21 protein-coding genes and 1 pseudogene are annotated in these 23,898 nt (G+C 53.9%); 12 read left to right on the top strand and 10 right to left on the bottom strand.

Going from position 1 to position 23,898, the window contains the following annotated elements; translation table 11 throughout:
• The 3 genes and pseudogenes from PN477_RS09430 to PN477_RS09420 form a co-directional block, all read right to left on the bottom strand.
• Positions 1-349 (bottom strand): annotated as a pseudogene (locus PN477_RS09430) (hypothetical protein); the annotation flags it as partial.
• 206 nt (positions 350-555) lie between these two features.
• A complete protein-coding gene (locus tag PN477_RS09425; protein ID WP_272118044.1) occupies positions 556-972 on the bottom strand; it encodes a hypothetical protein in 417 nt (138 codons plus the stop codon).
• A 398-nt stretch (positions 973-1,370) separates the two neighbouring features.
• The gene (locus PN477_RS09420) at positions 1,371-2,285 is read right to left on the bottom strand and encodes a type II toxin-antitoxin system HicA family toxin (RefSeq protein WP_272147203.1); all 915 of its coding nucleotides are present in this window, start codon (positions 2,283-2,285) and stop codon (positions 1,371-1,373) included.
• 139 nt (positions 2,286-2,424) lie between these two features.
• Here PN477_RS09420 and PN477_RS09415 point away from each other — a divergent pair, with 139 nt between their 5' ends.
• The 4 genes from PN477_RS09415 (at position 2,425) to rplY (ending at position 5,650) form a co-directional block, all read left to right on the top strand.
• Positions 2,425-2,664 (top strand): hypothetical protein, encoded by a 240-nt coding sequence (locus PN477_RS09415; RefSeq protein WP_072622210.1) that lies wholly within the window; start codon positions 2,425-2,427, stop codon positions 2,662-2,664.
• 160 nt (positions 2,665-2,824) lie between these two features.
• On the top strand, positions 2,825-3,586 hold the full coding sequence (gene cysE, locus PN477_RS09410; RefSeq protein WP_272118049.1) for a serine O-acetyltransferase: 762 nt from the start codon (positions 2,825-2,827) through the stop codon (positions 3,584-3,586).
• Between the two features lie 367 nt (positions 3,587-3,953).
• A complete protein-coding gene (locus tag PN477_RS09405) occupies positions 3,954-5,282 on the top strand; it encodes an adenylosuccinate synthase (RefSeq protein WP_272118050.1) in 1,329 nt (442 codons plus the stop codon).
• Positions 5,283-5,332: 50 nt separating this feature from the next.
• Positions 5,333-5,650, top strand: coding sequence for a 50S ribosomal protein L25 (gene rplY / locus PN477_RS09400; protein WP_272118053.1), 318 nt, complete (start codon positions 5,333-5,335; stop codon positions 5,648-5,650).
• Positions 5,651-5,790: 140 nt separating this feature from the next.
• Here rplY and argH read toward each other — a convergent pair whose 3' ends face one another.
• Together argH and PN477_RS09390 are read right to left on the bottom strand one after the other, a co-directional pair.
• Positions 5,791-7,188: an argininosuccinate lyase gene (argH, locus tag PN477_RS09395; protein ID WP_272118055.1), complete on the bottom strand. Its 1,398-nt coding sequence runs from the start codon at positions 7,186-7,188 to the stop codon at positions 5,791-5,793.
• A gap of 223 nt (positions 7,189-7,411) precedes the next feature.
• A complete protein-coding gene (locus PN477_RS09390) occupies positions 7,412-8,161 on the bottom strand; it encodes a winged helix-turn-helix domain-containing protein (protein WP_272118057.1) in 750 nt (249 codons plus the stop codon).
• A 72-nt stretch (positions 8,162-8,233) separates the two neighbouring features.
• On the opposite strand from PN477_RS09390, the gene PN477_RS09385 reads away from it, so the two are divergent.
• Positions 8,234-8,941 (top strand): aspartate/glutamate racemase family protein, encoded by a 708-nt coding sequence (locus PN477_RS09385; RefSeq protein ID WP_417158783.1) that lies wholly within the window; start codon positions 8,234-8,236, stop codon positions 8,939-8,941.
• A gap of 384 nt (positions 8,942-9,325) precedes the next feature.
• Complete coding sequence (gene lexA, locus PN477_RS09380; RefSeq protein ID WP_072622216.1) at positions 9,326-9,970, top strand: transcriptional repressor LexA; 645 nt, start codon at positions 9,326-9,328, stop codon at positions 9,968-9,970.
• A gap of 238 nt (positions 9,971-10,208) precedes the next feature.
• On the opposite strand, the gene PN477_RS09375 is transcribed toward lexA, so the two are convergent.
• Together PN477_RS09375 and panB are read right to left on the bottom strand one after the other, a co-directional pair.
• A complete protein-coding gene (locus PN477_RS09375; RefSeq protein WP_272118062.1) occupies positions 10,209-10,790 on the bottom strand; it encodes a glyoxalase-like domain protein in 582 nt (193 codons plus the stop codon).
• Positions 10,791-10,932: 142 nt separating this feature from the next.
• Positions 10,933-11,706, bottom strand: coding sequence for a 3-methyl-2-oxobutanoate hydroxymethyltransferase (gene panB / locus PN477_RS09370; protein WP_272118064.1), 774 nt, complete (start codon positions 11,704-11,706; stop codon positions 10,933-10,935).
• Positions 11,707-11,811: 105 nt separating this feature from the next.
• Here panB and PN477_RS09365 point away from each other — a divergent pair, with 105 nt between their 5' ends.
• The 4 genes from PN477_RS09365 to PN477_RS09350 all read left to right on the top strand — a co-directional run bounded on the left by PN477_RS09365 (position 11,812) and on the right by PN477_RS09350 (position 17,702).
• Complete coding sequence (locus tag PN477_RS09365; protein WP_272118065.1) at positions 11,812-12,267, top strand: hypothetical protein; 456 nt, start codon at positions 11,812-11,814, stop codon at positions 12,265-12,267.
• 177 nt (positions 12,268-12,444) lie between these two features.
• The gene (locus PN477_RS09360; RefSeq protein WP_272118067.1) at positions 12,445-14,553 is read left to right on the top strand and encodes a sensor histidine kinase; all 2,109 of its coding nucleotides are present in this window, start codon (positions 12,445-12,447) and stop codon (positions 14,551-14,553) included.
• Between the two features lie 60 nt (positions 14,554-14,613).
• A complete protein-coding gene (locus tag PN477_RS09355) occupies positions 14,614-15,723 on the top strand; it encodes an S-(hydroxymethyl)glutathione dehydrogenase/class III alcohol dehydrogenase (protein WP_272118069.1) in 1,110 nt (369 codons plus the stop codon).
• Between the two features lie 50 nt (positions 15,724-15,773).
• Positions 15,774-17,702 carry an ATP-binding protein gene (locus PN477_RS09350; RefSeq protein ID WP_272118071.1) on the top strand — a complete coding sequence of 643 codons (1,929 nt, stop codon included), beginning with the start codon at positions 15,774-15,776 and terminating at the stop codon, positions 17,700-17,702.
• A 136-nt stretch (positions 17,703-17,838) separates the two neighbouring features.
• On the opposite strand, the gene PN477_RS09345 is transcribed toward PN477_RS09350, so the two are convergent.
• Together PN477_RS09345 and PN477_RS09340 are read right to left on the bottom strand one after the other, a co-directional pair.
• Positions 17,839-18,306: a hypothetical protein gene (locus PN477_RS09345; RefSeq protein WP_272118073.1), complete on the bottom strand. Its 468-nt coding sequence runs from the start codon at positions 18,304-18,306 to the stop codon at positions 17,839-17,841.
• Positions 18,307-18,570: 264 nt separating this feature from the next.
• The gene (locus tag PN477_RS09340) at positions 18,571-20,973 is read right to left on the bottom strand and encodes an eCIS core domain-containing protein (RefSeq protein ID WP_272118075.1); all 2,403 of its coding nucleotides are present in this window, start codon (positions 20,971-20,973) and stop codon (positions 18,571-18,573) included.
• Between the two features lie 190 nt (positions 20,974-21,163).
• On the opposite strand from PN477_RS09340, the gene fghA reads away from it, so the two are divergent.
• Complete coding sequence (gene fghA, locus PN477_RS09335; RefSeq protein WP_272118077.1) at positions 21,164-22,030, top strand: S-formylglutathione hydrolase; 867 nt, start codon at positions 21,164-21,166, stop codon at positions 22,028-22,030.
• A 115-nt stretch (positions 22,031-22,145) separates the two neighbouring features.
• Here fghA and PN477_RS09330 read toward each other — a convergent pair whose 3' ends face one another.
• Positions 22,146-22,874 (bottom strand): cytochrome c biogenesis protein CcdA, encoded by a 729-nt coding sequence (locus PN477_RS09330; protein ID WP_272118079.1) that lies wholly within the window; start codon positions 22,872-22,874, stop codon positions 22,146-22,148.
• Positions 22,875-23,249: 375 nt separating this feature from the next.
• Between PN477_RS09330 and PN477_RS09325 the strand changes: the two genes are divergently transcribed.
• Positions 23,250-23,690 carry an FHA domain-containing protein gene (locus PN477_RS09325; protein WP_272118081.1) on the top strand — a complete coding sequence of 147 codons (441 nt, stop codon included), beginning with the start codon at positions 23,250-23,252 and terminating at the stop codon, positions 23,688-23,690.
• Positions 23,691-23,898: the final 208 nt, after the last annotated feature.

Here is a 23,898-nt window from a genome sequence, read left to right as displayed (position 1 = left end):
GTGGTGGGTCAGGGGTGGCGGGGGCGGGGGCCTTGGGCCATTGCTGTTGGGGCGGGGTAAAGGCGGCGGCGTTGGCGTTGCGGATGCGGCGGGTCAAGTCAGCGAGGGTTTTGGCCGCCCAGGGATAGGTATCGGGGTCTTGGCTGAGACGTTTGCAAAGGTCGAGGGCATCACGGGCGCGATCGCCGTTGTAATAGGCCACGATCAGCCCTTGATAGGCTTGGGTGAGCATCGCCGGGTCGAGTTCATCGCGCACGACGGCTTCAAAATGAGCGATCGCCGCCGGATAATTTTTAGCCTGAAAAGCAGCTTGCCCTGCTTGGAAACTTGTTTCAGCCGGAGAGGTCATGGCACAGATGCACAATAACAATGTCTAGGCTTAAGCCTGTTTTAGCCTAACCCAACGGTATCGCTAAACTGCCCGCACTGACGGCTGGTTTCGGATTTCCTCGCGGTAGAGAATTGTGGAGCACTCTTTCAAAGAACTGGATGCAGTCCCGCCTGTACCCATCGCCGCCGAGTTAATACCATGCGCGGATGGTTTGTTTGGATGGGCTAGGGTTGGGCATGAGGATGTATTAGATCTGCCACCGTTCCTGCATACCCTCGTTGAACAAGAATCGCCGCCGTTTCCGCCTTCCGCAGCATGAGCTGATCACTGCGCTCTACCAACGCAGCTAATGTATCTCGCTCCAATTGACTTAGCGTTTCTTGGCTATTTCGTTCCATTAATTGGGTCAAGCAGTCCTGATCCTCTGGGCGCATCTGCTCGGCCACAATCAACCGCAACACATCATCTGATAAATGGTGTAATGCCCTTAACTCAGCCTGTTCTCCCGTTGGAAGCTGATCCAACTCATCATCAAGGGCGGTAAATAATCGGTCAGTCAGAATACTTTCGACCGACTGCTGTTGCCGTGCAGCTAACTGGCTTAAACGAGTTAAAAGATGCTCAGGAAGCGTAATTTGCATTTAGCCTATCTATTACAGCTATACCTTTCTGGATTATAGCGCGATCGCATTTTACCCCTGTCACGACATACGTTAATCAGTAGGTTACGATAGATAGCTAAATTGCATTTTTAGCCTAGATTTTAGTCGCCTAATCTACCTGCAATAAAGCACTATTTTAGCTATGCCATGGCACGACGGCAGCGGTCATCCTAGAGACAGCCTCCCAAGGTCAGATCCCTAAGTTTAGGAATACAGGAATGCGAGTCGATTGAGGTGAGCAAGGGTGCTTGAGGAAGGATTCTGCACATTTTCTGGATATAGCAATCCTATTTGATTCATGAACAGGCAAGGGGCTTAAGCCCCTTGTTGGCGGGGATTATAGATTTACGATTGATTGAGGATCGCGATAGACATGTCTACAACTGTTCTAGAAATTCCTCTAGACTCACGCCCGCTTGCTGGAGGGCACTTTTTAAGGTTCCTGGCCGGACTTCCGACTTTTCCGGAATCGTACAACTGCGTTTAGGGCGTTTCAAAATGATGTGGCTGCCGGTTTGGTGATCCACTTCAAAACCTAGGCGTTTTAGGGCTTGGACGGCTTGGGTGGTGGAAATGTTAGCGAGTTGGGACAGGGGCCAGGATTCCCCTGGGGTTAAGGGTTCAGGGTCGAGAGGCTCGATCTCGGTGGGGGGTGGTGTGGGTGCTGTGCGCAGTTGCCAAAGCTGATGGCGGAGGTCGCTGATTTCAGCGCGGAGCAGTTGGTTGTCGTTTTCGAGTTGGGTTTGCTCTTCGGTGAGGTCTTCAAAGGCGGCGGTGAGTTCAATCACGTCATATTCTGGGTGACGGTATTGATTGAGTTGGGCTTGGAGGTGTTGGAGTTGCTTGTCTTTGGCGGCGATCGCAGCTTGGGCGGCAGCTTGGATCGCTTGGAATTGATGGAGGGTGTGGTGGAGTTCGGCCTGTTCGTGATGGTGGCGATCTAGGGTGATCTGCACTGTATCGTACTGTTCCTGCACCGTTGCCAATTGTTGCCGCAGCGATCGCAACTGCTGGCGATCGCGCTCCCGGTGCTGTTGCCCCCGGCCAGTGACAACCCCCACGGCTAACCCTCCCCCCACCAGCGTCATCGTCCAGAGACGATAGAGGGGAGCCGTCCCCTGGGAGGATAGGGGCGCTCGACCCCAGCGATGTAGATCACCCATGAAGCTCGGCCGATCCTCCGTGGGCCGACTCTGCCAATAGGTGCGATGAACCTGGTGGAGAGCGATCGCTTCAAGGCCAATCAGCACGATCCCCAACCCTAGCCATGATTTAAACGTTCGGGAAAACACGACGTTGCTCTAAATTTTGCCCGGAGTTTTATCCGCCATTGTACTGCATCGAATTGTACTGAATTTTAAAGCACGCGATCGAAGACTTCTTTGATATCGTGGAAACGAGTTCAACTCCTAAGATCCGTAGAGAATCCCTGTGATTAAACCTGCCTCCTTGTGGGAATATTTGGCCATCCAAGAAACCATCGTGCCCCTGCGCCCTCTCCGCATTACGGTGGAATCGGAAAATCAAGCGATCGCCGATGTATTGCAGGGCAAGTCTGTCCTTGAAACCTTGAACTATCTGGGTGCTCAAGGGTGGGAACTCGTTGCCGTGATCCCCGGTGGCGACAAAAACTCCCAAGTCTTTTACTTTAAGCGCCCCAAATGCGATTGAGTTGTGTCCAACGTTACCCGCAGCGATCGCAAAAACCCCACCATCCGCGCCCCTCAATACCATCATGATCGTCCCGCAACGGTGGGTTAACACCCCTTGCTGTCTGTCCCCCCATCAACGTTAATATGGTCAAGGTTCCACGTTCACTGCTGAAAATCCCGTGCTATCCTCACTCATCGCAGATTTCCGGATTATTTTCGAGCGCGACCCCGCCGCCCGCAATTGGGCCGAGGTTTTATTTTGCTACCCCGGTTTACAAGCATTGCTGAGTCATCGGCTTGCCCATTGGCTCTACAACATTGGCATTCCGTTCGTGCCGCGCTTCCTCTCCCATCTCGCTCGCTTCATCACCGGCATTGAAATTCATCCCGGTGCGCAAATTGGCAAAGGAGTCTTCATTGACCACGGCATGGGTGTGGTGATCGGCGAAACCGCGATCCTCGGCGATTACTGCTTAATCTATCAAGGCGTGACGTTGGGCGGAACCGGGAAAGAAAACGGCAAACGTCACCCGACCCTCGGTGAACAAGTGGTCGTCGGAGCGGGGGCGAAAGTCCTCGGTAATCTGCAAATTGGGAATAATGTCCGGATTGGGGCTGGGTCTGTGGTGCTGCGCGATGTGCCGTCGGACTGTACGGTGGTGGGTGTGCCGGGCCGGGTGGTGTATCGGTCTGGGGTGCGGGTGAATCCCTTAGAACATGGGAAACTTCCGGATTCTGAGGCGACGGTGATTCGGATGTTGGTAGACCGGATCGAAGCCCTCGAACAGCAATTAGAACAGTTACAGGATCAGCAGGCGGGGACGAAATCTCTAGTTCATGCGGCCTTGGGAGATCGTCAGGAGCCGGTGTTAGCCACATCGGGCCGCTGTCAGTTGCGCGATCGCGAAATTCTTGAATTCCTCGACGGCTCCGGGATTTAACCGAAGATCTCAAAAAGACACCCAACGGGTTAGACTCCAGGGGCTGATGAACCGTAAGGAAATAATCCGGTCATTCCGTAGTGCGAGCATCTTGCTCGCTAGAGAGTTAGAGGTTGTTTAAAAAGTGTCTTGAATAGAGAGGCAAGGGGCTTAAGCCCCTTGTTTCCATTGAGTGAGGCTCATGATTTGGATCTGAGTTTAACGTTTCAAACAGCCTCTTAGAGCCTTTTTCAAGTACCGGATTCTAGATTTAACCTGCATCAGCCATCCTGATCTAGCCGCATTGATGTGCGTTGTGCGGTTGACACAGACCCCCCTCTATCTTGATAATGATAGTTTGTGAAAACTGTCGTATATCAAAAGACCATTGGCTAACGTTATCGTTATTGGTGCCCAGTGGGGGGACGAAGGCAAAGGCAAGATTACGGATCTGTTGAGTCGTTCAGCAGACGTTGTCGTGCGGTATCAAGGTGGGGTAAACGCTGGACATACTGTTGTTGTCAAAGATCAAACCTTCAAGCTGCACCTCATCCCATCGGGGATCTTATATCCAAAGACACGCTGTATCATCGGTTCGGGCACGGTGATTGATCCCAAAGTTCTGATTGCAGAAATGGATCAACTCGCGACCTTAGGCATTTCCACTGAACAGCTTTACATTTCTCAAACGGCCCATGTGACGATGCCGTATCATCGTTTGCTGGATCAGGCCTCGGAAGAACGGCGCGGTGAGCATAAAATCGGCACGACCAAGCGCGGTATTGGCCCCACCTATGCGGATAAGTCCGAACGGATTGGGGTGCGGATGATTGACCTGATCGATCCTGATGGGTTGCGATCGCAAGTCACCTGGGCTGTGAATCATAAAAACGAGATTCTCGAAAAGCTCTACGACCTACCGCCCCTTGATCCCGCTGCGGTCGTTGAGGAATATCTTCGCTATGCCGATCGCCTCCGTCCCCATGTGATCGACAGTTCACTTCATATCGACGAGGCAGTGCGCGATCGCGCCAACATCCTCTTTGAAGGCGCTCAAGGAACCTTACTCGACCTCGATCACGGCACGTATCCCTACGTCACCTCCTCCAATCCCATTTCTGGGGGGGCTTGCGTCGGGGCAGGGGTGGGCCCCACGATCATCGATCGGGTGATCGGCGTAGCCAAAGCCTACACCACCCGCGTCGGGGAAGGCCCCTTTCCCACGGAACTCATCGATGACGTGGGGCAACAGTTAGGCGATCGCGGTGCAGAGTTCGGAACCACCACAGGCCGGGCCCGGCGCTGCGGGTGGTTTGATGCCGTGATCGGTCGCTACGCCGTGCGGATTAACGGCCTCGACTGCTTGGCGATCACCAAACTCGACGTGCTCGATGATCTGCCGGAAATCAAGGTCTGTGTTGCCTACAATATTGAGGGCGAAACCTGCCATCATTTCCCCAGCAACGCCCGCCAGTTCGCCAAATGCCAGCCCATTTACAAAACCATGCCCGGTTGGCAACAGTCCACCGCCCACTGTCGCACCCTTGAGGATCTGCCCCAAGCAGCCTTAAATTACCTCAAGTTTTTGGCAGAACTGATGGAAGTTCCGATCGCGATCGTCTCCCTCGGTGCCAGTCGGGATCAAACGATTATCGTTGAAGATCCCATCCATGGCCCGAAACGGGCGTTACTCGATGCCCAAGGCACTCCCGTGTAATCCCACCCATTTCTGCACATACCATCCACTCTCAACCCAAACAATTCACTATGCCACTGACCATCGCTTGTCAATCTCGCCCCGCTGGGAGTAAGCCCCGCGCCCTCCGTCGTGAAGGCCTAATCCCCGCGAACCTCTACGGCCACAATGGTGCCGAATCGATTTCCCTCGTGCTTAACGCGAAAGATGCCGGGTTGTTACTCCGCAAAACAGCGGTGAATGAAACCGTGATCGATGTGACGATTCCAGATTTATCCTGGCAAGGGTCGGCGGTGATTCGTGAGGCCCAAACCCATCCCTGGAAAGGAACCCTCTACCACCTCAGCTTCTTTGCGGTGGATGCCGAAACCGCAGCGGCTGCGGAATAATCCCCCATCCACTGGCTGAAATCTTAACCCCTCATCGTTCTGCTCTTTGCATAGATGAGGGGTTTTGTGGTTTTTCAGCCTGGGTGAAGCCGGGCGATCGCTTCTGAAAACGCGGCGAGAAGGATGGCCCCCGCCTTCGCTTAGCTGGCGGTGTCGAGGAGTTGCTCTTTGGCGGCTTTGATCGCGTTGCGCACCTGTTCAAAGCCAGTGCCGCCGTAGCTGTTGCGGGCGGCGACCACTTGGCGAGGGGCGATCGCAGCATAGATATCATTTTCAAAGGCCGGATGGAGGGCTTGCCATTCCTCTAGGGTCAAGTCCTTGAGCAGCTTACCAGCAGCGAGACTGGTTTTCACCACCTTGCCCACGAGGTTATAGGCTTCCCGGAACGGCACACCCTTCGCGGCGAGATAGTCCGCCACATCGGTGGCATTGGAGAAGTCTTCATTCACCGCAGCTTCGAGGCGTTCGGTGCGGAATTCCAACCCTTCCCGGAGCAAAATCGTCATCGCTTCGAGGCAACCTTGGGCGGTTTTCACGCCGTCGAAAATGGCTTCTTTGTCTTCTTGGAGGTCTTTGTTATAGGCGAGGGGAAGCCCTTTCATGATCGTGAGCAGGGCTTGGAGATGGCCGAAGACGCGCCCGGTTTTGCCCCGTACCAGTTCGGGAATGTCGGGGTTTTTCTTTTGGGGCATGATGCTTGACCCGGTGGAGCAACTGTCTTGAAATTTGATGAAGCTGAATTCCTGAGAACCCCAGAGGATCATTTCTTCACTGAGGCGGCTGAGATGCACCATGATCAAACTCGCAGCGCAAAGGAATTCGATCGCAAAGTCGCGATCGCTCACCCCATCCAAACTATTAGAATAGACCCCGCCAAACTTCAACTCGGCGGCGGCGTAATGGCGATCGATAGGAAAGGTTGTCCCCGCCAATGCACCACTACCGAGGGGGGAAATATTGGTGCGCTGATAGACTTGCCCCAGACGTTCCCAATCCCGCTGGGCCATGTTGAAGTAGGCGAGGAGGTGGTGAGCGAGGCTGACGGGTTGGGCGCGTTGGAGGTGGGTATAACCGGGAATCAGGGTTTCCACATGCTGTTCAGCGTGTTTGAGCAGCACGCCTTGCCATTCTCGCAGTTGGCCGCGCAGGGTTTGGATCTGGTCGCGGAGATAGAGGCGAATATCTGTGCCCACTTGGTCATTGCGCGATCGCGCCGTGTGGAGTTTTTTCCCCACATCCCCCATCAATTCCGTGAGGCGACGCTCGACGGCAAAATGCACATCTTCCGCATCAACCCCCGGATTAAACCGCCCCTCTTGGTATTCAATCCGAATCTGCTCTAGACCCGTGATCAGTTGTTGCCCTTCTTCGGTGCTGATGATTCCGGTGTGAGCCAACATCTTCGCATGGGCAATCGACCCCGTAATATCATATTCAATCAGTTCAATATCAAAGCCAATACTGGCATTAAAACGGGCGATCGCAGGATGGAGCGCGGTTTCAAAGCGATCGCTCCAGGTCTTCTTAGCTTGGGTCATAACAGGCAGATCACAAGAAGGCAAACAACGCCCTCAATCTTATCGCTTTTAAATCCCTCAAAACTAGCGCATCCAACACAAAGTGAAACTGAAACCAGAACAGCGAGCTAGAAGCTCGCACTACAAGCATCAAGGCAGGGGTAGTGTGAGCCTCTGGCTCACTCATCGCCGATCCGGACTAGCAAGCCTCGTATTTGTTTTTGGGGTATTTGTGGACTTGAGATTAGCCGAACCGATAGCCAAACCCCCGGACGGTGATTAAATAGCGGGGTTTGCTGGGGTCAGCTTCGAGCTTTTCCCGGAGCCAGCGAATATGCACATCCACGGTCTTCGTATCGCCGATAAAATCCATCCCCCACACCTGTTCGATCAACTGATCCCGTGACCAAACTCGGCGGGGCGACCCCATAAAGAGTTCCAAGAGGCGAAATTCCTTCGGCGAAAGGTTAATTTCCTCGCCACTGACCAAGACGCGGCATTCTTCCGGGAAGAGGGTAATCTCTTCGTATTCCAGCACGGAGGCGGGAGGCGTGGCGGCGAAACTCTGTCGCCGGAGCAACGCCCGACAGCGGGCGATCAACTCGCGCATGCTGAAGGGTTTGGTGAGATAGTCATCGGCTCCTACTTCGAGGCCGAGGACGCGATCGGTTTCGCTGGCTTTGGCACTGAGAATCAAAATCGGGATCGTATTGCCTTGATAGCGCAACAAGCGACACAGATCCAAACCGTTCACCTGTGGGAGCATCACATCCAAAATGATCAAATCATAGGACGGTTGCAAGCTAGACTGCGACTCTTTCAAAATATTGAGGGCAGACCGCCCATCAATGGCGGTAATTACCTGGTAGCCTTGCTCTTTGAGGGCAAGGCTCACCATCTCTCGAATCAACTCTTCATCTTCGACCACCAGAACACGGGGGGTTGTGGTGAATTCTGGGGTGGTGCGGCTCTTTTGTATATCGAGCGACAGCATAAATATCACAATTAGTGCTTATAAACCCACATATACAATAAAACGGGGGCACAGAACCATAAAGATAAAATGATGAAAATCAAGGTTATTAATCCCAACACGACGGCATCAATGACGGCAATTATTGGCGATTCGGCGCGGGCGATCGCCTCCCCCCAAACGGAAATCATCGCCGTCAACCCGCCCCACGGCCCCGTTTCCATCGAAGGTCATTACGATGAAGCCTTGAGTGTGCCGGGGGTGCTCGCTGAGGTGCAGGCGGGGGAAGCGGCGGGTGTGGATGGTTATGTGATCGCCTGTTTTGGTGATCCGGGCTTGGCCGCAGCGCGGGAATTAGCGCGGGGGCCCGTGGTGGGAATTGCTGAAGCGGCGATGCACGGGGCGAGCATGATCGCCACGGGGTTTTCGATTGTGACCACCTTGGGGCGGACGAAATGTATTGCCGCGCATTTGGTGGAGCAGTACGGCATGGGGCGGTTTTGTCGGGGGATTTGGGCGACGGAGTTGGCGGTGTTGGCTTTGGATGATCCGGCGGGGGAGGCGCGATCGCAAATTCTCGCCACCTGCCGCCAAGCCTTGGCCACCGATGAATGTGGTGCGATCGTCCTGGGTTGTGCCGGGATGGCGAATTTAAGCCGAGATTTAACAGCGGAATTGGGCATTCCCGTCATTGATGGCGTGGGGGTGGCGGTGAAGTTCGTTGAAGCCCTGATCGGGGTGGGTCTCGGAACGAGTAAGCGGGGAGATTTTGCCCTGCCCTTGCCTAAACCATTCCTCTAAGGGCAAAAATTGACGGGAAAATCAAATTTTCAACCCCGAAAATACCGATTAAATGCCGTCCGCAGCTCTGCTCATTTGTGATAATTTCGACCGCTTTAAATCGAAAAAATCCTTGCTCTGTGGTGAATTCAGCGATCAGATTGAATTGATTTTTTTGGCAACAAAATATTTTTTAGGATTTTTGTATTATTTTAGTACAGAGGTTCTAGAATAGTAATAACCCTGAGTTAATCCCAAACGTCACAAACGCGAATCCCTGACAAAATCTAGTTTCCAGACCGGACTTTGACGGCACTCGGGTTTCACGTTCTACGGTGTCACTTTAATTGATACATTCGGGATGCATTTCGGGGCAATTGTTGATTGTCTGTCCAAAAAATCACAATGGAATCACTAACAAGAGCGCAACAAGAACTATACGATTGGCTGGTGGACTATATTCGCACCTCCCAACACGCCCCCTCGATTCGGCAAATGATGAAAGCGATGAGCTTGAAGTCCCCCGCGCCGATTCAAAGCCGTCTGGAGCGGTTGCGGAAAAAAGGCTATATCACTTGGGATGAAGGGAAAGCCCGCACGATTCGGATCACCTATGCCCCCGATCGACCGGGTATTCAGATTATGGGGGTGATTACGGCGGGGGGCCTCGTGGAGCCGTTCACCGATGTGCAAAACCAGCAGGAGGAACTCGACCTGCAAGGGGTGATGGATCAGCCCAATTGTTTTGCCCTCCGGGTGACGGGGGATAGCATGATCGGCGACATGATTACGGAGGGGGATTTTGTTTTGCTGCGTCAACCCCAGGAAGATCAAACGCCGAAGGATGGTGCGATCGTGGCGGTGCGGGTTGAGGGGGAAGGGACGACGTTGAAGCGGTATTACCAAAGTGGCAATCAAGTGACCCTCAAAGCGTCTAATCCCAACTATGACCCGATTCAAACCACGGCGAATCAGGTGCAAATCCAAGGGGTCTTAGTCGGGGTGTGGCGCACCTATGGGGCCGGACTGCCGATGATGGCGCGGGGATGACGGGGGTTAGCTCAGCAGCGATCGCACCTTTGGAGATGTTTTAACGGTGCGATCGCTTTGGGTGGTGCGTGAGTTTGGGTGGTGCGTGAGTTTGGGATCAGTGAGCCAGAGGCTCACCCTACCACTTGATGCGGCTTGGAGTGCGAGCTTCTAGCTCGCTATTTGGGTTTCGCGATCGTTTGGATACAAGGGGCTGAAGCCGCCTTATCTGGTTTGGTTGACTGGCTTAACTGCTGAATTAATCCGCCACTTCGGCCAATTCGATCACCCGTTCGGCCATATCTTTCACCAAAAAATTGAGGGGCCGCCGACTGCGAAGCTTAAACCGTAACCGTCGTGACTGCACCCGGAGCAAAATATTTTCTAAACAATCGCGGTCAAAGCACACATGGCGCTGCCGATTTTTCGTCCCATACTGCGCCCCAGAAATGATGTGCAGTTGGGTATTTTTTTTCAGTTGATACCATAGCCCCTCGGATTGGGTGGGCGGGGCGGTGGCGGTGGTGGGCAGGGACGACATCCCGTAGATGGGGTCGAGGCTGGCGGCTCCCATACTTTGCTCGTAGTTGTAGTAGTAATGGAGCGGCACATCGGCCACGGCTAGATTTAACAGCCCTTCGTAGAACTCCCGCGCTATGTTGAGATCCGACACCATAATCGTGTGAACTTTTGGCGCACTGGACAGAAACATCCACATGGCTCCGGCATAGGCGACCAAGAGCATCACCATCACGCCTTGGGTGGAAAAGAGGCTATCGAGGGCGGGCAGAAACGCGCCGAGATGAAACGGGGTTAAGAGTGCCGGCATGGGTTCAGTCATAGGTGACGGGCATTAAACAGCGTGAAAATGATCAAGCGATCGCAGGGTGGGCGCAGCATCGCACCTATCCCACGGGGCCATTGAGGGATGTGCCTTGTTACGGGATGTTACGGCTATCTTATCAAATCTTGTCCAGGGGATTTTATGGAAATGTGCCGTTGCGAATGTCGGCGGCGAATTGTTGGGTGGCGGTGATGATTTGGTCGCTGAGGTTGAGGTAGGTTTTGGCGAAGGGTGGGGTTTTGGGGGAGAGGCCGAGGAGATCGGCGGTGACGAGGACTTGACCGTCACAGTGGGGGCCGGCCCCGATGCCGATGGTGGGGATGGGGAGTTTGGTGGTGATGGTGTGGGCGAGGTCGGCGGGGATATGTTCAAGGACGATCGCATAGGCTCCGGCTTCCGCGACGGCGATCGCTTCGTGCAAAATCCGCTCGGCTTCGGGTTCGGTTTTGCCCTGTTGTCGATAGCCCAATTGATGGACGGATTGGGGCGTGAGACCCACATGGCCGAGGACGGGAATCCCCAGGGTGGTGAGGCGGTGGATCGTGTCCACCATGACGGGGCTGCCGCCTTCGAGTTTGACGGCTTGGGCGGCGGTTTCTTTGAGGACACGACCGGCGGCGGCGATCGCATCGGGGATGCTGGTTTGGTAGCTGAGGAAGGGCAGATCACAAACAACGAGGGCCCGCTTCACGCCCCGACAGACGGCGGCGGTGTGGTGGATCATCGTGTCGAGATCCACCGGCAGGGTGTTGGCATAGCCAAGGGCGACCATGGCGAGGGAATCCCCGACGAGGATCATGTCTACGTCGGCTTGATCGAGAAGACGAGCGATCGCATAGTCCCATGCGGTGAGGGTGACAATGGCGGGCGGCTGGTGTTTCCGGCGGCCCAACTGAGACGGGGTGATCGGCATGATGTCTGGCGGACAGAATGGAGCGGAGAAGGGCTTCCGTGTCTGTGGTATGGTGTACAGAATTCTAGACGGAGCCTGGAATTTCTATCTTAGGAGTATAGCCTGATGCCGCAGCCGATCGAACGTCAAGCCTCTGTGAATGCGGGACTGATGGGGGCGATCGCCTACAGTCTCACCTATGGCGGTGTGCTCTTGATCGCGGGGCAACTGCCGCCCCAGTGGTCGCTGTTTTTGCCCTTGGATCACCTGACGTTACCGGGCTTGGCCATTGCCTTGGCGACGGGGTTTTTATTTGGCGTTGCCTACCGCTACACGGTACGCGGCGATCGCAACCCGCACCTGTGGCAAGGGGTGGTGTGGGCCTTTAGTGGCGTGCGCACCGGGGCCAGCCTTGAAACCCTGCCCCACTGGACGATCCGAGAACTCTGCACCATTGGCACCGAAAGCGTGCTCTGTTTCGGCGTGGCGGCGTTGGTGTTGATCATGGCCCGCGATCGCCACTGGCTTAACCCGTCAGCCCTCGCCGCCCCCATCCCAACATCCTCCACCCCTCGCCAATAAAGCCCTACCATAGAAGGGATGATCACACTGAAGACTCGATTCCGTCTCTCAATTTGCCCCTGTCCTCCCTCCTGACCCTGGCGCGTTGTGGGTGAAACCAGGGGCACGGTCAAACCATGATCCGGCCCGTCTCTATTCAATCGCGCTTACATCCATTCCCTTGTGTTCCTTTCAGGTATGAAATTGTCTTGGCTTCGTCCATCCCGTTGGCCCATTGCGGTGAAACTCTCCACCACCCTGTTGGCCGTTGCCTTGGTTCCCACTGGCTTAATCACCTATTTCAATATCCAACAAAATTTTGAAGAGGTCGAAGCCGCCGAGTATCAAAACCTCACCCTGTTGGCCCAAAGTCACAGCGATCGCCTCGATCAATTCATCCTCGATCAGCAACACATCGTTGAATACATTGCCCAAACCCCCCACCTCAAGGAATACCTCGCCACGCCAACCGATGCCCGCTCAACCCTCCAAGTGGCCGTAGACCAAACCCTCCGCATCCTACAAGACTCGAATTCAGACTATGCCTTAGTCTATTTACTCAATGCGTCCGGGGAAGCCGTCGCAGCCCCCGGCATGCCTGAAATACTGGGGGATAGTTTCCAGTTTCGGAATTATTTCCAAATTCCCCAAACCCAAGGTGAAAGCTATGTGTCCAGCCTCTTGGTGGGCACGAATACAAAACAGCCCGGCGTTTTCTTTTCAGCTCCGATCACCAGCATTACAGGGGAATTTCTTGGTGTGGTGGTGCTGAAACTAGACGGTGAAGCGATTTGGACGATGGTGGATGAGCTACCGGTCAATGAGGGTAGTGATGTGTTTTTGATTGACTATGCGGGGATTGTGATTGCCCACCGCGATCGCTCCTTGCTCTATCACAGCTTGGCGGAACTGCCTCCCAAGGTACGAGATGACGTGATCCGCGATCGCCGCTATGCCGTCGATCGCATCCCCAGCCTTGGCCTCAAAACCCTCGCCCATGCCATGGTCAACGCCACCCAAGCAGGGTATGTCACCTATTATTTTCCCGCCCTCCAACAACAGCGCATCGCCGGCTTTGCTCCCCTCCGCAATCAAGAATGGACGCTCGGCATTGCCCGCACCGAAGCCACCTTCCTCGCCTCCTTCCGCCAATCCACCCTTCGCAGCTACATCGCCTTGGGGGTTGCCGGAGCCGGAGCCACCGTGCTGGCCATTGTGCTCATTCGCAGCATTGTCCGCCCCATTCGCGACCTCACCGCTGCCGTCGCCTCCCTCGAACAAGACCACTTCACCCCCGTTCCCGACCATCGCCAAGACGAACTCGGTACGCTGGCCCGGGCCTTTAACGCCATGGAGCGGCGGTTACAGGATTCCTTTGCTGCCCTCTCTACGGCCAATAGCACCCTAGAACAGCGCGTCGAAGCCCGCACCGCCGAACTCACCGCCACCCTCACCCATCTCCAAAAAACCCAAGCCCAACTGATCCAAACCGAAAAAATGTCCAGCCTGGGGCAAATGGTGGCCGGGATTGCCCATGAAATCAACAATCCGGTGAACTTTATCCATGGCAACCTCACCCATGCCGATCAATACATGGCGGACTTACTCAACCTCATTGATCTCTATGAGCAACATTATCCTGAACCCCATCCTGATATCGCTGAGGAAGCCGATAGTATTGATCTGGAATTTATGCGATCGGACTTGCCGCAGTTAATGGATTCGATGAAGGTGGGGACGAAACGGATTCGGGAAATTGTCCTCAGTTTGCGGAATTTTTCGCGATTGGATGAAGCGGAGGCGAAATATGTGGATCTTCATGAAAGTTTAGACAGTACGATTTTGCTGCTTAAACATCGCTTGCAATCCAAAGATCACCGCCCGGCCTTGGGCATTCTCAAACAGTATGGAACCTTGCCGAAGGTTTCCTGTTATCCGGGGCCACTGAATCAAGTCTTGCTCAATATTATGAGTAACGGGATTGATGCGTTGAAAAGTGCGATCGCAGACGGTAAAGACTTCGGCAACGACAGCCCCCAGATCCTCCTCGCCACTGAGACCCAGGACGACAATGTAATCATCCGCATTCGCGACAACGGCACCGGCGTGCCTGAAGATCTCCGCGCCAAACTCTTTGACCCCTTCTTCACCACCAAAGATGTGGGCAAAGGCACGGGGCTCGGCCTCTCGATCAGTTATCAAATCATCGTTGATAAACACCAGGGCAACCTCGAATGTGAATCACAACCTGGCAAATGGACTGAATTTGTGATCACCCTGCCCAGCGAGCAGATCACAATTACCTAATTCAGCCCCCCCCGCCTTGGTAGAATTGGGCCACTCCTCACATCAAACTTTGAACAACCTATGGACATTAAAGCCGCTGTGGCTTGGGAAGCCGGAAAACCCCTTAGCCTCGAAACCATTGATCTAGAGGGGCCAAAATCCGGGGAAGTGCTGATCGAAATCAAAGCCACCGGAGTCTGTCACACCGATGCCTATACCCTCTCCGGCTCCGACCCCGAAGGCCTCTTTCCCGCCATCCTCGGCCATGAAGGGGCTGGGATCGTGGTGGAGATTGGCCCCGATGTCACCAGCGTTCAACCCGGCGATCATGTCATTCCCCTCTACACCCCGGAATGCCGCCAATGTAAATTTTGCCTCAGCGGTAAAACCAACCTCTGCCAAGCGATTCGCAGCACCCAGGGCAAAGGGGTGATGCCCGACGGCACGAGTCGGTTTTCCAAAGATGGCCAGATGATTCACCACTACATGGGCACGTCTACCTTTGCAAACTACACCGTATTGCCGGAAATTGCCGTGGCGAAGGTGCGATCGGATGCGCCCTTGGACAAGGTGTGTTTATTAGGCTGTGGCGTGACGACGGGAATCGGGGCGGTGATTAATACCGCCAAGGTGGAGCCGGGGGCGAATGCGGTGGTGTTTGGCTTGGGGGGCATTGGCTTAAGTGTGATCCAGGGGTTACGCCTTGCCGGGGCGAATCTGATCATCGGGGTGGATCTCAACCCGGCAAAACGAAAGCTGGCGAAACACTACGGCATGACCCATTTCGTCAATCCCCAAACCCTTGAGGGGGATCTCGTGGATCATCTGATTGAACTCACCGACGGCGGCGCGGACTACAGTTTTGAATGTATTGGCAATGTGCAGGTGATGCGCCAAGCGTTGGAATGTTGTCATAAGGGCTGGGGCGAGTCGGTGATTATTGGTGTGGCGGGGGCGGGCCAGGAAATTCGGACGCGCCCGTTTCAGTTGGTGACGGGTCGGGTCTGGCGGGGGACGGCGTTCGGGGGGATGAAGGGGCGGCGAGATGTGCCGAAGTTGGTGGACTGGTATATGGATGGCAAGATCGATATTGATCATCTGGTGACCCACACCGTCCCTCTGGAGCGAATTAATGAGGCGTTTGATTGGATGCACGCGGGGGAATCGATTCGGACGGTGGTGACGTTTTAGGTGGATGGGCGGATTTCCTGTGCATATGGACTCTAATTCCGAAAACTAATATGACCACGGATCATCATGCTTGGCAACGGTTTAATGAGCAGGTGTTGAATTATGGGATTGAGCGGCTGGCCCAGGGGTTGCGGGGGGATGGGGGCGCGATCGCACCTTGGTCTCCCGTTGCCCCCTTGGATCGGGATGTGGCGGCATCGGCCCTTGGGCAACTCTGTCAGCGGTTTCAATTATCGGGATTCGAGCGCGACATTATCCTGCTCTGTGCGGGGCTAGATTTGCGGAGTGATTGGGATGTGCTGTGTGCCCAAGCCCAGGGCAATGCGCAGCGCAATTATCCGACGTTTCATCTGGCCTGGGCTTTGTCGCGGGCATCTCAATGGCGATCGCTCACCCCAGAATCGCCGCTGCGCCGGTGGCGACTGATTGAGATTGGCGAAAGCCCAGCCTTGATGCATGCGCCGTTGCGGTTAGATGAACGCATTTTGCACTATCTGATGGGGGTGCAATATTTGGATCAACGCTTGTCGGGTTTGGTGGAGCCAACGACGGGGACGGGGGATCAGCTTGTGCCCTCCCATGGGGCGATCGCATCCCGCATGATTCAACAGTGGGAACAGGCCAGCGATCCACTGCCGATCCTGCAACTCTGGGGCACGAATGACGAAACAAAGCGAGCGATCGCCCAAGCCATCGCCCAAGCATTTCAAGCCACCTTACTGATCCTCACCGCTGAACTGCTCCCCAAAGAGGGGACGGCCTTGGAGTTGCTGCAATGCCTAATCGAGCGGGAATGGCAGCTTAATCGCACCCTCATGATGCTGAATTTAGACTACGTGGAGACTGTGCCCCTCGGCGTTGCTCGCCTGATCGATGTCTTGAATGTGCCGCTCATTTTGAATACCGCCATTCGCCACGCCCAGCGCCATCGCACCCTGATCACCTTTGAGGTGGAAGCCCCAACCCACGCCGAGCAGCACCACCTCTGGAGCACGATCTTGGCCGACGGCGCGATCGCTCCCCCCCGCATCGACCAGTTGACCTCGAATTTCAACCTCACCCCCGGCCAAATCCAAGCCGCCGCGATCGCCTGGAGCGCCGAAACCACCCCCGATTTTCCAACCCTGTGGAACGTCTGTCGCCGTCAGAGTCGCCCCCGGTTAGACGAACTGGCCCAACGCCTTGATGCGATCGCCCGCTGGGAAGACCTCGTCCTCCCCGAACGCGAACACCAGACCCTCCAAATGATTACCGCCCAAGTGCGCCAACGGATGCAAGTTTATCAACATTGGGGCTTTGGCGGCCCTCAGCAGCGCGGGCTAGGGATTACCGCCCTCTTTGCCGGGCCGAGCGGAACCGGGAAGACCTTGGCAGCAGAAGCGATCGCCGCCACCCTCAACCTCGACCTCTACCGCATCGACCTCAGTTCCATCATCAGCAAATACATCGGCGAAACCGAAAAAAACCTCCGCAAACTCTTCGACGCGGCCGAAGGCGGCGGGGTCATCCTCCTTTTCGACGAAGCCGATGCCCTCTTCGGCAAACGCAGTGAGGTGAAAGATAGTCGCGATCGCCACGCCAACGTCGAAGTCGCCTACCTCCTCCAACGGATCGAAGCCTTCCAAGGCCTCGCCATCCTCACCACCAACCTCAAAGACTCCCTCGACCAAGCCTTCCTCCGCCGCATCCGCTTCATGATTACCTTTCCCTTCCCCAAAGCCCAACAACGCGCCGCAATTTGGCGCAAAATCTTCCCTGAGCAAACCCCCACACAAAATCTCAATTATGAGCTACTCGCCAAACTCGAAGTGGCCGGTGGCAATATTAAAAGCATCGCCATGAACGCCGCCTTCCTCGCCGCCGAAGCCGGTGAACCCATCCAAATGAAACACCTCCTCACCGCCACCCAAAGCGAATACCTCAAAACCGGCACGATCCTCACCAACACCGAAATCGAAGACTGGCTCATTGCTGAATAGCTCATGCCCCTCAGTTGCGATCGCGCATTAGGTGAGCAGACAAACATTCAACCCGCCGATTACTCCCTATTCACGCTCCGATAACCTCGGTTCAAACTGCGAGGGCCGTAGCACTGAATGCCCCAGGCTGTAACGCCTAGGCCCACTTTGTTGCATATCCAACTTTCAGTTGTCCTTCTAAATCATCGGGTAACGTCTGTTTCTGTGTGACATGCAAGGCAAACCAATTACCCGTCGCATAGAGAGGATTATGAACATTTTCATGATTTTGCTCCACAAAATAGGTAATAGCAGCCTCTTCTGTATCAGCTTCACTGGGAATTAAAAACAACAAATCCGGATCAATCTTAATATCAAAATTAATATCTAAATCGTCGTCAAAGTCGTTTCTGGCATTCATCTCAACTTCACCAATCTCTAAGTTAAACAAATGCTCTGATTCGATTTTTTGATAAATCTCATGGCCCAACTGTGCAGAGAGTTGCAGATTCAACGTTTCTCCATTTTGGACATCTATTGTCATCCCAACAATACGAAGATTAATGATCTCATCAGTAGGCGTTGGAAATCTTAACACTGTATCTAAACTTACAGTGGCACTCATACGATAGCTCCTGATTTCAAATTTGGACTCATATCACACTATAACTTACATACTTTGGATAAGACAGGAGGGGGGACTCTCCCGCCAATACTCATCGGTCGATAACATCATAATGGTGTTGATGATGGGCGAATAGAAGCATAGTTTCAATTCATCAAAATCAACAAAATGAACAGCATCTAAGACTAGATGCTGTTGTGTGATCGCTCCAATTTCAAATTGGCATTTGACGATCAATAGAAAACACACTTCAAGTCATTAGAATCAACCAGGCCATTCCCATTTTTTGAGTAATTTTTTCTTCTCAATCAATGCTTTAAACACAGGAGATTCAATCCCTTTGGTCGTAATCATGAGAATCTTCAACGTCTTGCTCGGTTTCGGCTGTCCCGCTTTCCATTCGGCTTCACCCTCAATACTCAACGCAATTTCCGATTTACCCCCTAATTCTGTTGGATCTTCAGGCACACCGGTCAACTCAAATTTTGTCGGATCGATATTAGCAGCCATGGCCCCAAAAGCAGTGAGTTCTGACCCTATGGGTTCAAATGCAGCCCCCATCACCTGGGCATCACTCATCGCTTTTTGATCACCTTTTGCACCCAGTGCCGTGGAGGTGGACTGAGCTTGCCCTAACCACTCAATCAACATTTGTGCAAAGTGAGCACCATTTCCAAAGACCGCAAGGGGCAGGGTCAGTTTAGCCGACCCCGCAAGCTTAGACGAATCTAACGAATAAGCGAGGCGTTTTGTGGAGCCTGCGACTTTTTGCCGTCCTTTGCTGCTATAGGAACGCTCATAGGCCACTTCTCCGCCAATAATTGGGGTTTCCGCTTTACCCGTCAGTTTAATATTACGAGTTCCCTCCCCTGATTTTTTCTGAGTTTCGCCTCGATAACTAGGCGGAGGAGCGATCAGTGCTTTTTTAAGTTCTGCTCGTTGTTCTGGATCTTTCAGCATCGTATCAGCATCAAGAGCAGCTTGACCTTGCTGTTCTCTATATTTCTTGAGCTTCAGATTTTGTAAGGATGCTTTATCCGTCTTCCGTCCAGTTTTACCTGCAATTTCTCCACCAAACTTGGCAACACCTGCAACCCCAATTTCTCCTTCTACTGCACCGACAGCACCGGTTTCAACCGATAGTTCTTCCTCACTTTCGAGGATATCCATTTCAACACCTGCCGCCCAACGTTCAGCGAGCTTGTGACCTTTGGTATCCGTACTGCCCCCCCACATATAGCGAGGAATTTCACGCGGAACCAGTTGGGATTCTTGCATGCGCCGGTAGAATCCATAGGAAATCAAGGCCATTGCATTGGCAGAATCTTTCCCATTCGATTCAACATATCCACCCAGCTTACCTTTGAGTTTGCCAGCACCCAAGCTGCCCCCACCTGTGCAGAGGAATGTCATACCCACTTTAACGGTTTTATTGTCCCCAGCACGTTCACCCTCTAACTTGAGGTTAAAGCCGATAAAACCACCTGAACCTAAGGGAGCCTCAAGATCAATTTCTAGAGAGGCCGCATCACCGGGGGTTGGAACAGCGGCATCGATAATCCAGCCTGCTTTGGATAAGCAAGACCCGACATCACCTTCCATCTTTTTCTTAAGATGCTGTCTGTCTTGTTCAGCCTGGCTGTTGCCAAAATCTAAATCAGGAACTTGTGTCAAGTCAATGTCTTTCAGTTCCTGAACTGTTTTGGGAATCTCATGATTGAGGTATTCAAATACGGGGCGTCGCTTTTGAGTTTTACTCTTCGTATCACCTTGGTGCTTGGTTAACCATCGCTGGGTGGCTTCATCAATTTCGTCTAGGATGCCTAGGAGAAGATTGCGATCGCCTTCATTTTTAGGTGGGTAGGTATTATGGTAATCCCGCAACCATGATGCTATTTCTCGCGTTGTGTCACTGGACTTTTCAAACATGCCGCCGGTATCAACGGCTTTTTCAAAACGCTGTGCCCCAATGAGTACCCGTTGTATTGTGGGTGCGTTTGTCTGGCCAATTTGCAATGCAGAATGGGGGGATGATGTCTGCGGTTTTCTCTGGATAGAGCCTTGGCTTTGTTGCACCACATGGGTTAGCTCATGGGCGAGGAGTTCTTGGCCGCCTCGGCTGCTGGGGTTGTAGGCTCCTTGGCGGAAAAAGACATCACTGCCGGTGGTGAAGGCTTTGGCTTGGACGGATTGGTTGAGGTGATCGGAGGCGGTGTTTGTATGGATGCGAACGCTGCTGAAGTCGGCTCCGAAGGCGCTTTCGAGGGGGGTGCGGATTTTGTCGTTGAGGGCTTGGCCGTTGCCGCGTTCGCGTTGGATGGATTGTTCGAGGTCGGGGGAAATGCCGCCGCCGGCTTGGGTGACTTGGGGGCGGAGGGTCTGGCGGCGGATGGTGGGAGTGGGGTCGTCACCGTCGCGCTGAACGGGTGGGGGTGGGGCGTTGAGGCGCTGCACGACTTGGGCGGCGACGGCATCGGCTTCTTGTTCGTATTTGTCATTGGCTGCCCCGACGGTGAGCTTGGGCATGATGGGCAGGGCGGTGGGGGGAGCCTGGGCGGTGGACTCGGTGACATTCGCGGTGGGGGGGGTTTGGGCTTTGGGGAAGGGCCGCGAATGGGGGGGGATTTCGGTTTTAGGGTGACCCGATGCTTTTGTGCTCTTTGGCACGGATGTGTAGTGGCGGCCCATCATCAATTAGCCTCTAGCGGATTTTTTTCTAGGATGCCATAGGAGGTGTTGTGTGGCGATTAGCTAAAGGTCTAGTTTTGAGGTGCGATCGCACCTCAAACAGCCCAAACACCCTAGGCAAAATAACGATAAATTGGGGGGAACGACCCTAATAAACCCGTTGAAAACCATGGCAACCCTCACCTGTACCAGTCAAACCCGCTGCTTTGGAGGCTCCCTAGGGTTTTATCACCACGATTCGAGCCAGTGTCAAGCCCCGATGCGGTTTGCGGTGTATCTGCCGCCCCAGGCGGAGGCGGGACGGGTTCCGGTGCTGTATTGGCTGTCGGGGTTGACTTGTACCGAGGAGAATTTTATGGCGAAGGCGGGGGCGCAACGTCTGGCGGCGGCGTGGGGGGTGATCCTGGTGGCTCCGGATACGAGTCCGAGGGGGTTGGGGCTGCTGGGGGAGGAGGAGAGTTGGGATTTTGGGACGGGGGCGGGGTTTTATGTGGATGCGATCGCTGCCCCGTGGCGCGACCATTACCGGATGTTTAGCTACGTGACAGAGGAGTTACCCGCGCTGATTGCGGCTGAATTTGCCGCCGACGTGACCCGGCAAAGTGTGATGGGGCATTCCATGGGGGGACATGGGGCGTTGATCTGTGCGTTGCGGTATCCCGATCGCTACCGTTCCGTGTCGGCCTTTGCGCCGATCGCGGCCCCGATGCAATGCCCCTGGGGTGAAAAGGCATTTACGGGCTATTTGGGGAGCGATCGCACCCTCTGGGCAACCTACGATGGGACGGAATTGGTGAAAACTACAACCTGGGATCGACCCATTCTCATTGATCAAGGCGAGGCCGATCCGTTTCTGAGCCAAGGTCAGTTAAACCCTGATCAATTCGCCGCCGCCTGTGCCATGCGGGGCCTTGACCTCACCCTCCGTTACCAGCCCGGCTATGACCACAGCTACTATTTCATTGCCTCCTTCCTTGCGGATCATTTCGCGCACCATGCCGCTGCTCTGGGGTTATCGTGTCACGACATCCGTTAATCAGTGGGTTACGGCGGATTGCTGAATTGCAGTAATGGCGTGATTTTAAGCCGCCTAATCCACCCTACGACAATGTTAGATAAAACACCATTTTAGCTGTGTCGAAAGAATAGGCTCAGGCCAAGCGGGAGAGGAGGGAGAACACGCCAAATCCGATTAAAATCACGCCGCTTGCTGGGTTGATCCATCCCGACCAACGCCGCACGGTGAGGAGTTTTTTTAGGGTGGCGGTGAAGGTTCCGGCGAGGACGAGGGGGAGGACATAGCCGATCGCATAACTGAGCAACAGGACACCGCCGAGGGCGAGATCCTGGGTGCTGCCCACCCAGGCGAGGAGGGTGGCGAGGACGGGGGTGCTACAGGGGGAGGCGACGAGGCCAAAGGTGAGGCCAAGGAGATAGGAGCGGACACCCGTGGGCAGGTTTTCGGCAATCCAGTCACCGCCGCCCCAACTGGGCCAGCGGAGCGGGATGATTTCCAACAGATTGAGACCCATGAGGATCGCGATCGCACTCACAAAAATCGGCAGGCCGATCCCCACTTGACCATAAACCCGCCCCAAGGTCGCCGCCCCGATGCCCAACCCGGCCAGGGTCGTCGCTAATCCGAGGGCAAACCACACCGATTGCACCAACGCCATCAGCCGCCCTTGGGATTCGTAGCCGCCGATATAGGCAACGGTGATCGGCAACATCGAGAGCATACAGGGGGTGAGGCTGGTGAGCAGACCCGCGAAAAAAATCAACGTCACGCTGACAAAACTGAGGTGGGTGAGTTGTTCGCTCACCAGGTGGTTTGCAAACTGTGACGCGGTATAGAGGGTGGTTTGGATCTGTTCCAACATGGGGGGTTTGACTCGATCAGGGCATTTACAAAGTTTAACAAAGATGCGATCGCCCCATCCCAACGGTTATGCTATGATTTTCCCCCATCCATCCCCAGGATGACCCTTCATTTCTCCCGTATCCTGACAGTTCAAACGGGCAGAAACATAAACTATAGCAATCAACAAGGGCATGAGGACAGGCAAGGGGCTTAAGCCCCTTGTTCCAGAGTCTCTCCATGTTCTAACCGCTCTGGCTAGTGCTATATCTCTGAAATTGTCATCATGTGTAAACAGGGAATTTCAAGACCCATCAAGATAGTGTTACTCTAAAAATCGAGGTGCATCTCTAAACCTCTCAATAATAAATTTTTATTATGAAGCAGGGCTTTGCTAGTGATTGCCATTACATTACTTCATCCGAGTCAATCCACTCCAGTTCAAAGTTGGATCTTTGAGAGTGAATCTGTTGTCACAGTGGGACGCGGAAGTCAAAATGATATCGTGCTTTACAGTGCCGTCGTATCCCGTCGTCATGCCGTTTTAGAATACAAGGAAAATCAATGGACGCTGTCTAATCATGGTACGAATGGGATTATGGTCAACGGCCATTTGCTGGAAACAACGGTCAATATTACGGATGGGATGGTGATTCGGTTTGGAGAGTCCGGCCCGAAATTACGCATCCAGTTAGGGGCAGTAAAATCCGAGATGTTAGGCAAAGTGATTAAACGGCGATCGCTCACCCCCAAAGCCGTTAAACATCTCGACATTGATACCAACATTAAAAACAAACTCAAAACTCCCAAACAAGACAAATCCACATTCTTAGAATGATCCAGCATTGCCATCAATGCCCTGGACTTTTTCTTTTTTGAAATGATATAGCAATCCGATTTGATTCATGGGTAGTGCATTAATGCACGGGACGGAGGAAAATCAGGCTACACAACTACGATAACTAGGGAGACAAGCTCATGGCTATTGAGATGACCTGTCCGACCTGTGGGTCTCACGATATCTCCAAGAACGGCACTAGCCACCG

The sequence above is a fragment of the Spirulina subsalsa CS-330 genome (assembly GCF_028330765.1).
Classification (GTDB): Bacteria; Cyanobacteriota; Cyanobacteriia; order Cyanobacteriales; family Spirulinaceae; genus Spirulina; species Spirulina subsalsa_A.
This window is presented reverse-complemented; position numbering and strand designations above follow the sequence as displayed.